Source organism: Sphingorhabdus buctiana, assembly GCF_042680825.1.
GTDB lineage: Bacteria > Pseudomonadota > Alphaproteobacteria > Sphingomonadales > Sphingomonadaceae > Sphingorhabdus_B > Sphingorhabdus_B buctiana.
In genome coordinates, this window is the sequence record NZ_JBHUEL010000004.1 from 104,201 (window position 1) to 117,285 (window position 13,085).

The 13,085-nt window shown below is 56.5% G+C and carries 8 protein-coding genes; all 8 read right to left on the reverse strand.

Going from position 1 to position 13,085, the window contains the following annotated elements:
* Window positions 1-70 precede the first annotated feature (70 nt).
* The 8 genes from addA to ACFSAG_RS05635 all read right to left on the reverse strand — a co-directional run bounded on the left by addA (window position 71) and on the right by ACFSAG_RS05635 (window position 13,026).
* Window positions 71-3,487 (reverse strand): double-strand break repair helicase AddA, encoded by a 3,417-nt coding sequence (gene addA, locus ACFSAG_RS05600; RefSeq protein WP_381512266.1) that lies wholly within the window; start codon window positions 3,485-3,487, stop codon window positions 71-73.
* The gene (gene addB, locus ACFSAG_RS05605) at window positions 3,477-6,446 is read right to left on the reverse strand and encodes a double-strand break repair protein AddB (RefSeq protein WP_381512269.1); all 2,970 of its coding nucleotides are present in this window, start codon (window positions 6,444-6,446) and stop codon (window positions 3,477-3,479) included. The genes addA and addB overlap by 11 nt, the downstream gene beginning before the upstream one ends.
* Window positions 6,439-7,164, reverse strand: a complete 726-nt coding sequence (locus tag ACFSAG_RS05610) for a nucleotidyltransferase family protein (protein ID WP_381512272.1) — start codon at window positions 7,162-7,164, stop codon at window positions 6,439-6,441. The genes addB and ACFSAG_RS05610 overlap by 8 nt, the downstream gene beginning before the upstream one ends.
* Complete coding sequence (locus tag ACFSAG_RS05615) at window positions 7,161-8,150, reverse strand: aminoglycoside phosphotransferase family protein (protein ID WP_381512275.1); 990 nt, start codon at window positions 8,148-8,150, stop codon at window positions 7,161-7,163. The genes ACFSAG_RS05610 and ACFSAG_RS05615 overlap by 4 nt, the downstream gene beginning before the upstream one ends.
* A complete protein-coding gene (gene tsaE / locus ACFSAG_RS05620; protein ID WP_374611246.1) occupies window positions 8,147-8,569 on the reverse strand; it encodes a tRNA (adenosine(37)-N6)-threonylcarbamoyltransferase complex ATPase subunit type 1 TsaE in 423 nt (140 codons plus the stop codon). The genes ACFSAG_RS05615 and tsaE overlap by 4 nt, the downstream gene beginning before the upstream one ends.
* Window positions 8,566-10,929 (reverse strand): PAS domain-containing sensor histidine kinase, encoded by a 2,364-nt coding sequence (locus tag ACFSAG_RS05625; RefSeq protein WP_381512278.1) that lies wholly within the window; start codon window positions 10,927-10,929, stop codon window positions 8,566-8,568. The genes tsaE and ACFSAG_RS05625 overlap by 4 nt, the downstream gene beginning before the upstream one ends.
* A 113-nt stretch (window positions 10,930-11,042) precedes the next feature.
* Complete coding sequence (gene ahcY, locus ACFSAG_RS05630; protein WP_381512281.1) at window positions 11,043-12,440, reverse strand: adenosylhomocysteinase; 1,398 nt, start codon at window positions 12,438-12,440, stop codon at window positions 11,043-11,045.
* Window positions 12,441-12,537: 97 nt separating this feature from the next.
* On the reverse strand, window positions 12,538-13,026 hold the full coding sequence (locus ACFSAG_RS05635) for a hypothetical protein (protein WP_374611252.1): 489 nt from the start codon (window positions 13,024-13,026) through the stop codon (window positions 12,538-12,540).
* Between the last annotated feature and the right edge of the window lie 59 nt (window positions 13,027-13,085).

Below are 13,085 nucleotides of genomic sequence, written 5' to 3' on the forward strand. Positions count from 1 at the left end.
TGCTGCCGAATGTATTGTGGGCCTTGCAGAGTTGCAAGCATGCGACTCCGATAGATTTGCTTTCTGCACCTCAAACCGGCTTGTGCGGCGCAAGCGCCTCCAGTGGCAGTTCCATCATCAGCGGCGCGTGGGTGTAGAGTAAGGCGGCCGAAACCTTCCGCCCCGGGAATATGCGTTCAACCGCGGCAACATAATGCGCCATCTGGCGTAATTCGGAGAGGTTCACCCCCGCCACATCCTTCGGAACCCTGCGTGACGTTTTGAAATCAACAATCCGCACATAATGTTCATCCACCAACAGGCGGTCGATGCGACCGGTGATGACCGTTTCTCCGACTACCGCTGCGATCGGTATTTCGGCTTTGGCTTTGCTTGAGAACAGATCCTGCCAACGGACGTCTTGTACCAAGGACTGGACCTGGCTGATGATGGCCAAATGGTCGTGCCGGCCTTCTCTGTCGCGCGCCTTCAACCAGCGAGCGGCATCTTCGGCAAAATGCACCATCCGGTCGGCATCTATCCGCTCGATCAGGCCGTGCACCAATTTACCGCGCTCAGCCGCGTGGCGCATGACTTGTTCGGCAGGACGATCCCCGACATCGCTATCGTCAAGCTGGGAGGGAGCGAGCGGGCGCGGCGGACGTGCTTCGGGTCGGGCGGGCTGTGACAGCCACTCAGGAACCGGCAACGCTGCTCCGGTTGATGCAGTTTGCGGTTTCCGGTCACCTGCCACCGAAGTGCCGGCCTGCCCCTCAACGATGCGCACCAACCGCCCTTTGGGATCGTTTACGGTCGTGCAGCCCAGCGCATCCATTGCCTGTTCAACCGCCGCATACCAACATTCCGGTTTCGCAGCCTTCTTCGCTCCAAGGCTGCCTGCCATGATCAGGCGCTCCTCCGCGCGCGTGAGCGCGACATAGAGGAGGCGGTAATGCTCGTTGAGCTCCTTTGCCTCGCGCGCAGATTCCAGATCGTCGAGGCAGCCAACCCGGCTTTCCTTGTCGATCCTAAGGAGCGGTAGGGCACCACCATCTTCCAATGGCAGGCTGGAATTCGGGTCTTTGCCCGATTGGCCTGGATCCACCGTCATATCCGCGAGGATCACCACCGGCGCCTGAAGCCCTTTTGCGCCATGCACAGTCATGATTTGCACTTCGTTGCTGCCGGTCAGGCGTTCACGTTTGATCTCGCTGGAGTTGCGTTCAAACCAGTCGAGAAACTGCTGTAACGTCCCTCCCCTCGATTGTTCAAATTCAATCGCAAGGTTCAGGAACTCCTCAATAGGAACGAGCACTTCAGCGCCAAGCCGGATAGCAAATTTCTTTCGCCCCGCAGTCGCGCCGGACAAGATTTCTTCGAGAAAACGATAAGGTGTGGTGAAATCTGCGACCGCCAGCATGTCGTGCAGCGGCTGTAAATCTGCAGCGATGTCTTTGTTATTGCGGATATGATGCCACAAGGACACCCGCTCTGATCGATAACCGTGGCGCAACAAGTCTTCCTGCGACCAACCGATCAGCGGTGAAACCAGCAAGCATGCAAGGCTAAGATCGTCTTGCGGTTGCAAAACAAAGCGGATCGCGGAGGCAAGGTCTTGTACGGCAAGCTGCTCGCCAATCTGCATCCGGTCGATCCCGGCAACCGGCACACCCAAGGCGTGCAGCCGCGCGACCAGCAAGCTGGTGACCTCGGTGCGTTTGCGAAACAGCACCATGATGTCGCCCGGGGTCAGCGGTTTGTTGGTGCTGGCAAGCACGGGTTGCTCGTCGATTAGATCCTTGATTTTCTGTGCGAGCACTGCGGCCAATTCGCGTTTTTCAGGGCCGAGCCATTTTTCCTCATCGCCTTCACTATCGCCATTTTCGACTGCGGATTCCGCCGTCACCGGCTCCAGCAATTCAATCGAACCGATATCAAGCTTTTGGCTAACATGGTCGTCGATACTCTCGGCAAGGCCAAAGCGTTCATGCCCCAATTGCGCCACCACGGCGTTGACCAGTTGCAGAATGGGCTGGGTTGAACGGAAGGACTGCGACAAGGTCAGGAACTGGAGATTACCCTCCTGCTCCTCAAGACGCGCGGCATAATATTCGCCCGCTTCACGATAGCGTGCAGGATCGGTTCCCTGGAATCCGTAAATGGCTTGTTTGAAATCCCCGACCGCGAAAATGGTGCGCGATTTGCCTTCTTTCGCACCCTCACCTGCGAAGAAATCTTCGGTAAGCGCCTTGATGATATTCCACTGCTTGGCGTTAGTGTCCTGCGCTTCATCAACCAACACATGGTCGATACGGCGATCGAGCTTGTAGCGGACCCAGGCATTCATGCCGCTAGTCGTCAACAAATCAGCGGCTTTGGCGATCAGGTCATCAAAATCAACCAGGCCGCGCGAACGTTTCAGTGCCTCATATCGCAACGCAAATGCCTTGCCCGCAAACAATGCGCTGGCCAGCCTGTCGGCGTAATTTAGGAGAATTTTTGCTTGCACTATGCCTTCAGTCCAGAAGTGTAATTCAGTCACAATCCGGACATAAGTCTCTACTCGAGGTATTTGATTGGAACCTAGTTCATGAGGTTTCCCAGTCTTCTGTAGTGTCCAGCATTTGTGGAGTACCTCGATATGATTAACTCGATCACTGATATCAGAGCTCAACCAGTTGTTTATCGTTTCAGCTCGCGCGCTGCCAGTTTTAGTAGCCCACTCAATGTTTAGATCGATTATGGCTTTGATACTGGTAACATCGACTTGTTCGTTCGCGACGAGAAACGCGAGTATCTCACTGGTAGGTTCCTCATAACTTACGCCCAAATTGTTGCGTACAAATTGCAGCAACCCCTGCCCTTCGGGCAATTGCCGCATGGTTTCGACAGTAGCGGCGCATCGTTGGAGGAACGCCCATGCCCCGTCCTCGCCGCGCTCAAGCCCCAAACGATGCAGGCTTTCGGCAACAGCCCGATCACCCGTCTCATCGGCCTCGCGCGAAATCTGCGCAAGCACTTCGCGCTGCAATTCTGCCTTGGTGCGATCATCGAGGGGTTCAAAACCCGGCATGATGCCCGCTTCTTCCGGAAAGCTTCCAAGCAAGGATTGGCAGAAAGCATGAATTGTCATGATCTGCAGACCGCCACCCGGAGCGTCGAGGATTTCAGCGAATAATTTGCGCGCCGCAGGAAGATTATCGCGTGAATAGTCGGCACCGATTGCGCGCAGTTCAGCCGCGAGTAGTGGCTCTTTCATCTGCACCCAAGACGCCAGTTTCCGGTTGATGCGCTCCGCCATTTCTGCGGCCGCCGCTTTTGTGAATGTCAGGCAGAGGATTTCCTCCGGCTTTGCGCCTGCAAGCAAAAGCCGAATGACGCGTGCAGACAATACCTGCGTCTTGCCCGAACCTGCCGACGCGCTTAGCCAAACATTGGCGGCGGGCTCGACCGCCCCCTGCTGCGCATCGGTTAAATCGTGGACGATATGATCGGAATCAAGCGCCATCGCTTGCTCCATTCCAACTGGCGCGACCGATCCATTCATCCAACCTCATCAGCTGGTCGTAATCCTTGTAGATGGCATAATCGGGCTTCAATTTCGCGGTGAATGGCTTGGTGCCCAGGATCAACTCTGCAATAGCCTCAGAAGCTTTTGCGTCGGCAAAACTGACAAAGGTCGATGCATCGAGTTCGCCCGGCTTGGGACTTTTGGCGAAAGGCGGCTCGCAATAACCGAACTGATCATTGTTCTTGGCAAGTGACCAATATTCAAACCCGCGAACCTCTCCTTCGGCATCAGCCACGCCGCCAGTTTCGACCAACAAGCCCGCCAGCCCCAATTGCAAGGCATAGCCCGCTTTGACCTTAGATTTGGAAGGAGGTGCTCCGGTCTTGTAGTCAACGATCACCAGACTGCCATCTTCATTACGGTCTATGCGATCTATCCGTCCGCGAATGACAATGCCATCGATCTCTCCTTTGGCTTCGGCTTCATAGGCAAGGATCGATCGGCCCTGGCTTTCGTTCGACGCAATTTCTGATGCGATCCAGCGCAGCCCGGCCATGATGCGTGGCTGCCATAGCAATCGAAGCGCTGGCGTAACCGACTGGTCGTTAAAAGCATGCTCTGCGAAGCGGACGAGGCTGTCTGGATTACGGTCTCCACCATCGGTCCATTTTTCGATGATGTCGTGGACCAATGTACCTTTCCATGCCGGGTCGGGCTCGGCATCCACCGACTTCAAGGCGTTCAGTTTGAGGATATTGCGGGCGTAAAAGGCATAAGGATCGGCCTTGAGCATATCCATCTGCGTAATCGAAATCGCCACTTTGCGTTGCTCGATATCGGGCACCGGCGCAGGGCGTGGATAGACATTTGCTGTTTTTACGGCGCTGTCGAGTGTAAGCGCCAAACGGCGGGCACCATCGTCAACCTGCAACCGGTCACCCAGAAGTGCCTGCAGGCGCAGCAGGAAACGCGAGGCAATGGTGGGGCCGGAACGATCGCGCTTGGCGCGTGTCAGGACAACCTCGTCGGCCCCTAGTGCACTCGCAAGATCATGCGCAGACAATCCGATATTGCGATCGAGCCCTGGCATTTGAAGCCGCCGCCTCAGGTGCGGCGCAAGCCATGGATCTGGCTGTGGCAGTTGAGGCCAACTCCCTTCGTTGAGCCCGGCACAGATCACCAGATGAGCAGATTGCAGCCTAGCCTCAAGCAAGCCGTAAATTGCCACGCGCGGGTGGCGACCATAAGCAGGCCTGATGCTTAGATCAGCAAGCATCGATGATAGCAGATCCGGATAGGCTGCATGATCGGTATCCGAAAGCGTGCCGAGATTGTTACCCGAAAGTTCCTCTACGAATTCGGCCAATCTGCGTCCGGCGGCACCTTTCCAGATTGCGCCTTTTGTCCAAATATCGGCCAGCGCGGTCACTGCCTCGATATGTGCCCGCAGGTTGCGTTTCGCGGCTTTCGCATGCGGCTCGATTTCCGCTTCAATGGATTGCCACCAATTGCGGAGTTTGGGATCTACTTTATCCGGGTCTGCCAGCGTTTGTGCTATTGCGCCTGCCCCAATCCGCATTTGCGGCCCGCGCAGCTTCAAATCGAGCGCCCGGACATTTGAAAGCCACTCCAAGCGTGCTTCACCGCTATGAACCAGCGGATGCTTCATCGCAGAAAGGAGAGGCACTGGGGCAAGCTCGCTCGACAACATGCGCGACAGTGCCAGGAAAAGTACGCCAGCAGGTTCCTCGCTGAGCGGCAAACCGGCGCTGTCATCGGCCTCAATGTTCCAACGGCGCAATTGCGCGGCCACGCGGAGTGCAATCTCGCGATCCGGCGTAACAAGGGCAATCCGTTTGCCCGGAATTTCGAGCGCGCCGCGTATCAGGACGGATATGGCACGTGCTTCTTCGGCACTGTCCTCCGCTTCGACCACTCGAACATGATCAAGCGTGCGCCGTTTTTGCGGAAGGCTCTGCCATTCCATGGTTTTGTCCGGAATGCAGAATATGTCCTGCGCCGCCTGACCAAGCCGCAATGCTCGGTCATTTGCAACAAATAATTGCAACTCGTCACGAGCGATGCCCATGCGGTGCAGCAACAGCTTCAGATGATATTGCGGGTGCGTTTCCTGAGCGCGGGAAACATCTTTTGGCGCTTCATCCGTTCCGTTTCCATCTGAAAGCCCCAATGCCTCCCAATCTGCGCCGGGCATGGCGAGGTCGACATGCGGCAAAAGCACCATTCCATTTGGCAAAGTCGCAATACGGCTCAGCAACCGCGCAATGGCCGGCGCAGCGGTCGTGATCCCGGCAGCAATAACGGGGGCAGTCGGCGGATAGGCTTTCAAGCGATCGGCCAGGCGATACAGCAAGGCGTTCCTGCGAGCCGCCGGCGCCTGCAATTGTTGTTCCGAAAGCCATTGCTCGTAAGAGCCGCACAACAATTTCAGGCTGTCATATGCCGTAGACCAATGCGAAGCGAGGTCAGCATCATCATGATCGAGTTCGATATCGCGGATCGATTTTTCCTCGATCTCCAACTCGTCCAGCGTCTTTGCCAATTGCTTGGCGAGATGGAGCGCTTCGGCGGCTGTCGCATCGCGGCGGTGCTGGCGTATCAGGCTGACCAGCTGCAACAGGCGGACGAGATCGGGAGCCGCCGGTAACGGACCATGCTCGTCCTGCGACAATGGATCGAGCAGTGGACCAAGCTTTTCATCAAGCGCCAAATCGCCGATCGCCACCATTCGTGGTAACACCAACCCTTGGTCAGCAGACCGTACAAAGGCCGCGGTCATCGCGGTTACGGCACGATTGTTGGGCAGGAAGAGGGTGACATCGGCAAGCGCCAGACGATCATCCCGATATATACCTATCAACCATTCTGACAGCGCGCCTGACAGATCCACGCCGATGGGTACGGTCTGTACATTGGCGCGAATGCCCTCAACCATGCACGGCCAATGCAGCTTCTGTGGGCGCAATCGCTTGCGGCGATCCTATATCGTACCAATCGCCAATATGGACCAGCCCGAATAGGCGGCCTTCGGAAATCGCGCGATCCCACAATTTGTTAGTCGAAAATGGCTCTTGCGGTGCTTCCCGCAGCAAGCGGTGGCTGATCAACTGGTTACCGGTATAGACATAGGGCGCGCTATCTCGCTCTCCCCGCCGCACCAGGCGTTGCTCATCGTCGAGGAAAAAATCGCCCTTTCCTGGGTGCTGGAACGCCCTTTCCTTTGGAACAAGCAGCAACAAACCATCCATCCGTTCCCCGTCCCAGGCATGGGCGAGGCGCGAAAGACCATCCTGTGCGCCTTCGTCGGTCCAGATGGCATCGCTGTTCAGGCAGTAAAAGGGTTCGGCATCGATCAAATGCTGGGCCTGGACCAATCCCCCACCGGTTTCCATCAGCAGTTCTCGCTCATCCGAAATCTTGACGGCAAGATCGGATGCATGACGCTCCATATGCGCCTCTACCTGCTCAGGAAGGTAGTGTACGTTGACGACCACGTTGCTGATCCCAGCAGCTCGCGCTTTATCTAGGACATGATCGATCAATGTCTTGCCAGCCACTTCGACCAACGGCTTGGGCTTGTGCTCGGTCAAGGGACGCATGCGCGTTCCCAAACCGGCGGCCATGATCATGGCGGTATCGATCTTTGCGTTCATTGCGCAACTCGATCCAGCGGCGATTGTGCGCGTGTTGCAGCCGGAATGTTGCGATCGAACCAGTCACGAACTTCGGTCAATCCCGGATGAGCAAGATCGCGCTCCAATAGGCCCCACATACGCGGAAGGAAACCCAGATAGCGTTCTTTGCCGTCGCGCTTCCAAAGCCGGGTGAAAATGCCGATGATCTTGGTGTTCCGTTGGGCACCTAGCAATGCATAATGCAGGTCGAAATCAGCATCAGGCTTGGCGTGCTCTTTATAATGCCTAAGCATCGCCGCTTCCAGTTGCGGAGATACATCGCGTCGCGCGTCTTGCAACAGTGAGACAAGATCATATGCGGGGTGGCCTGCCAGAGCATCCTGAAAGTCGATTAGACCTTGCTCGCCGTCGGGCAACAACATGATGTTTTCGGCATGGTAATCGCGCAAGACGGTCACCTGCTGCCATTTGGCATCAAAAAGCGGCGCGAGCGCGCGGTGCCAAATCGCATCGAACTCTGCACGATCGAAATGCAGGTCCATGGCGGGCATGTACCATTCCGCGAGTAGCGCCGTTTCGCGCAGATAGGCAGCCTCGTCATAAGGCGCCACATCGGCAACAGGTGCCTTTTCAAGCGCGATCAGCGTATTAATGGCGTGGCGATAGATGGCCTCTTCGTCCTCCGGTTTGGCGTCGAGATGCTCACGCATGCGTTCATCTCCGAAATCCTCAATCAAGACCAAGCCACGATCCAGATCTTCGCCATAAATTGCAGGTGCCCTGAAACCGTGACGCACCAGATATTTCGCAACCTGCAGGAACGGACGGGGGTCTTCATGCGGTGGCGGGGCATCCATCAGCATGGACGTCGTACCGTCGGCTTTCCGAATTCGAAAATAACGCCGAAAGGAAGCATCACCCGCAAGCGGTTCCACCTGCGCATCCGGCCATCCGGCAGCTACCAGAAATTCATTGAGCCCTTCGGGCAACCGGACCTCGCTCAACTGCGCTTCCTCTTGTCAACATATTCAACCCATCGGGAACCGTCAGCTTGCGGTTTGATATCAATCGCAATGTCTGGCTTTTGCAAAGCTGCGCCACCCTTGCTCGGCCATTCGACCAACATCACGCGGTCGGCATGGTCGAACAAACCAAGTTCTTCCAATTCCTCTGGATCGTTTAGCCGATAGAGGTCGGCATGGACAACGGGCAAGCGCATGCCGGGCTCGTCATATTCGTGGATAATTGCAAAAGTAGGGCTGGAAACATCGCCTTCAAAGCCGAGGCTGGCGATAATCGCCTTTGCGAGCACGGTCTTGCCGGCCCCTAAAGGACCGTTAAGCGTAACCAGCTCACCGGCCTGCAATTGCCCAGCAAGCTGCGCACCAAAGGCACGCATCGATGCTTCGTCTTTCAGGATCATGCCGTAGGTGCCGTACGCGGAAGCCTGAGCGCAACGGTGGTTCCAGCACCCGGTTGCGACTCCAGCTCAAACTGCCCGCCGTGCAATTCCACCAGCTTTCGCGCCAACGGCAGGCCTAGCCCGCCATTGCCGCCCTGCCCCGCCGCTTTCTGGCTGCGCAGGACCGGATCGAGCGCCATGGTCTGGGCCTGAACATCCATTCCCGGGCCATTGTCGGAAACCACAAGCGTTACGCCATTACGATCACCCGATGCATGGATGAGGATACGAAGACCACTACCACCATGGGTCAATGCGTTATCAACAATCGCATCCATTGCCTGCTTCAGCCTTGCCACATCCCCCTGGATTGAACCGGCATTAGGCTTGACGTCGATGACCAGCGACGCCCCGGCCTTCAGCGCAGCAGCGCTGGCAGTTGCCTCCACCGATTTGATCAGGTCGGCAATTTCGAGCGGTTTGCGAGCAACCGGCAAAGCCCCGGCCTCGCTTTGGGTAAAATCGAGCACAGCATTGATTTGCTGCCCCAGTCTATCAGCCGATTTCGAAATCGCTTCGACATATTCCTTGGCCTGAGGAGGCAGTTCGCCGCCTATTCCCTGCTGCAAAAGATCGGCAAAACCGCTGATCGAAGTCAATGGCGTGCGGAATTCATAGCTCATGTTCGACAGGAACTTGCCCTTGATCGAATCCGCTTCAGAAAGTGCCGCATTGCGATCACGCAGCGCCTGTTCGATCTGCAAGCTATCGGTAACGTCCAGCATTGCCAGCATCGCATTGCCGTCGGGCAACGGAACGGTCGACAGCTGGAATATGCGCCCATCGGCAAAGGCAATTCGGCTCTTGCGTGGCTGACGCGTGCTGATTGTCATCTGCAAAAGTTCGCGCAAAACCGATACGTGCGAGGGTTTATGCAGGCGGGGCCCAAGCTGTGGCAACAGTTCGTCAAAACGGGGATGCTGCGCCAGCACTTCCTCTTCGACCGCCCAGATCTCTTCAAAGCGACTATTCCAGATGCTGAGCCTACTATCGGCCGAAAACACCGAAACCGCTTCGAACAGATTGTTGAATGTCGCGGTTCGCACGCGAAGCAATGTATCGCGCGCGCTGGCCAGTTGGGCTTGTTCGGTGCGATCCTCGAAAATCAGCAATAGGCCGTTGTCCGCAGTAGGTTGACCGACCAGACGCAAATGGGTGCCATCGGGCAGCAACCAGTTTTCCTCGACCGGGGCCGCAAAATGGAACCAGCCTTCGCGCTCCGCCCTCCATTCGGGGAAATCGCGAACATCGGGCATTTTGCCACTTTCGCGCATTCGTTCGAGCACGCGGGCGAACTCTGGCGATTCCGAAAGCCACTCCTCACGCATACCAAACTGGCGCTGGAAAGGCAGGTTCCAGAAAGTCAGTGTCCGGTCGGCAGCGAATTGCGCAACTGCAGCGGACATCTTGTCGAGCATGTTGCGTTGCGCCTCGGCCTGCCTGCGGGCATCGGCACGGGCGTTGATCAATTCCTGCATGTCGATGGCAATTCCGCCAACACCGACATCACCCATCGGGATATCGTAAACCTTGATCTGGCGGCGTTCGTTCGCAATCGTTGCTGAAACAAGCCGTTCAACTGGCTTCCCAATTTCTTGCGCCTTGGCCGCCGCTGCTTTGGCATCCACCCCGTTGATTGGTTCGACGAGTTCGATGTCCTTGAACACAACGTCCTCGCCGCTTTCACCGTCGACAGCCTCGACATAGGCGGTGTTGACGAAACTGAGGTGGAAATCGGGTCCACGGTGCCACATCGGCAACGGCGATGCCTCGATCAATCCAGCCAGCGCATGGAATGCGTTACGTGCCGTGGTCGCGTCACCCTCCAGTCGTTCCAGTTCCCGAACTGTTTCAGTGAGATCGAACAGCCAGACGACTGATGCACCATTGGGGTAGATTTTGGAATCGGCCAACGCAATCTTTGCCATGAAGCGCTTGTCTGAACCGGCAACACGCAGTCGCTGCGTCAGGGCCTTTCCGGTGCGCTGGGTCTCCCTCACCCGTTCGGCAAGTTCCTGCCACTCGTCCTTGACTTCCTCCACCGCCAGTTCGACCACCAGTTCGGAGAGCGTCGGCAAAGGCCGATCAAGCCCCAGCAGGCGGAAAAACCGGTCGGACGCCTCAAGCTTGCCATCCGCCCGAACAATCGCCGGAAAGGCAGGTGCCGTTTCTATCAGACGGCTTAGGCGAGACGTTTGGCGCAACGATGCGCGCGCCGCACGCTGCATGGAAAGGCCTTTCCAAATGGCCACAGCCGCCGCAACCAGCCAAGCCGCCAGCAGCAAACCCATCAGTGCGGTTTTCAGGCTTTCGCCCAACATCTTTGTCCCGTCTGGAAATAAACTTACACCGCTGCGGTGCAACGAAAGCGGGCGCGACGCAACAAAAAAGGCCCGCGCAAACGGGCCTTCTTCGTAGTTGGATCAGACAGCTATCAGTAACGATAATGTTCAGGCTTGAACGGTCCTTCGGTTGAAACACCGATATAGCTTGCCTGCTTTGGTGAAAGCTTGGTCAGCTTCACACCCAGCTTTTCGAGGTGCAGCGCTGCGACCTTCTCATCGAGGTGCTTGGGCAGAACATAAACTTCGTTCTTATATTCGCTGCTCTTGGTCCAAAGTTCGATCTGGGCAAGCACCTGATTGGTGAAGCTGCTGCTCATTACAAAGCTCGGGTGGCCGGTTGCGCAACCCAGGTTCACCAGGCGACCCTTGGCCAGCACGATGATCTGCTTGCCGTCGGGGAACTCGACAAGGTCGGTACCCGGCTTCACTTCGGTCCACTTGTAATTGTCGAGCGCCGAAATCTGGATTTCGCTGTCGAAGTGGCCAATGTTGCAGACGATGCTCATAGGCTTCATCGCCTTCATATGCTCGGCGGTGATGACGTCTTCGTTGCCGGTTGCGGTGACGAAGATATCGCAGCGCTGCACAGCTTCTTCCATGGTGACGACTTCATAGCCTTCCATGGCCGCCTGCAGGGCACAGATCGGATCGATTTCAGTAACCATCACGCGGGCGCCACCCTGGCGCAGCGAGGCGGCAGAGCCTTTGCCGACGTCACCGAAACCGGCCACGCAGGCAACCTTGCCGGCTAGCATCACGTCAGTGGCGCGGCGGATCGCGTCAACCAGCGATTCCTTGCAACCATAGAGGTTGTCGAACTTCGACTTGGTCACGGAATCGTTCACGTTGATCGCCGGGAAAGGCAACTTGCCATCCTTGGCGATCTGGTAAAGGCGGTGGACGCCGGTGGTGGTCTCTTCTGAAACGCCCTTAATGTGTGCCACCGACATGGTGAGGTATCCCGGCTTTGCTTTTACAAAGGCCTTGAGCGCGCGTTGGAATTCGATTTCTTCGGCATTGGAAGGCTCGGGCAGTTCGTCACCTGCTTCGATGCGAGCGCCCCAAAGAGCAAACATTGTTGCGTCGCCGCCATCGTCGAGGATCATATTGGCGGTGCGGCCGGTGCCGTCATCCCAATCAAAAATCTTGCCGACATAGTCCCAATATTCGGCGAGGCTCTCGCCCTTGACCGCGAACACAGGGATGCCACGCGCAGCAATGGCTGCGGCAGCGTGATCTTGTGTGGAGAAGATATTGCACGTCGCCCAACGCACTTCCGCACCCAGAGCAACCAGCGTTTCGATGAGTACCGCAGTCTGGATCGTCATGTGCAGCGAACCCGTGATCCGCGCGCCTTTCAGAGGCTGCGACGCACCATATTCGGAGCGGAGAGCCATAAGGCCCGGCATTTCGGTTTCGGCGATTGCAATTTCAGCGCGGCCAAAATCGGCGAGCGCGATGTCGGCAACTACATAATCAGTCGACACAGGAAAACTCCAACTAGGGGATTGTGATTGCCAGCCCCCTAGCGGAGATATTGCCGATAAGCAATCCGAATATAAAGATTGCTTTATATGCCTAACTTCATTTGCGCGAAGCGACTGTAATTGCACATGCGTGCTTCGCCTGATGCGGAACGCCAACGACATCATCAGCAAGTTGCGCCAGAAGTTTTACATCCTGCTTGCCCCGGGACAGCTCCCTCGAAAGCTTATCAAGCTTTGCGCAATCGGGGTCGCCATGCCCGCCGCCATAATAATTGGCCAATGCAATCATGAAGCGATCAAGCTCGGCAAAAGATGCTTTCTCGCCCATAGATCGGGCGTAACGCGCTTTAATGATGCCGTGCTGGTCGGCAAGCACATCGTTATTCTGACGCACAAAACTGTTGTAGCTGCTTAAGAAATTATCGTTTCCGAAACGACAGCGGAGTGCAGATACCATCAACATCTGGTTCATGTTCGCAATCCGTGCCGCATCCTGTTCGGCACTGGTCCAACAAGCTTGCGCCGGAGTTGCAGCCAGCGCGAAGGCTGAGAATAATGCCCAAAAGCTCCCTTTTACTTTTTTCATGTCAACGCCCCTCCATCTGACGTGGAGTTGGCAACATGGGGTGACGTGTTTACCGAAAT

Coding starts and splice junctions, on each gene's coding strand:
- addA (WP_381512266.1), bottom strand. CDS start 3,487: ATGGCGCTTGATTCCGATCATATCGTCCACGATTTAACCGATGCGCAG.
- addB (WP_381512269.1), bottom strand. CDS start 6,446: ATGGTTGAGGGCATTCGCGCCAATGTACAGACCGTACCCATCGGCGTG.
- ACFSAG_RS05610 (WP_381512272.1), bottom strand. CDS start 7,164: ATGAACGCAAAGATCGATACCGCCATGATCATGGCCGCCGGTTTGGGA.
- tsaE (WP_374611246.1), bottom strand. CDS start 8,569: ATGATCCTGAAAGACGAAGCATCGATGCGTGCCTTTGGTGCGCAGCTT.
- ACFSAG_RS05625 (WP_381512278.1), bottom strand. CDS start 10,929: ATGTTGGGCGAAAGCCTGAAAACCGCACTGATGGGTTTGCTGCTGGCG.
- ACFSAG_RS05635 (WP_374611252.1), bottom strand. CDS start 13,026: ATGAAAAAAGTAAAAGGGAGCTTTTGGGCATTATTCTCAGCCTTCGCG.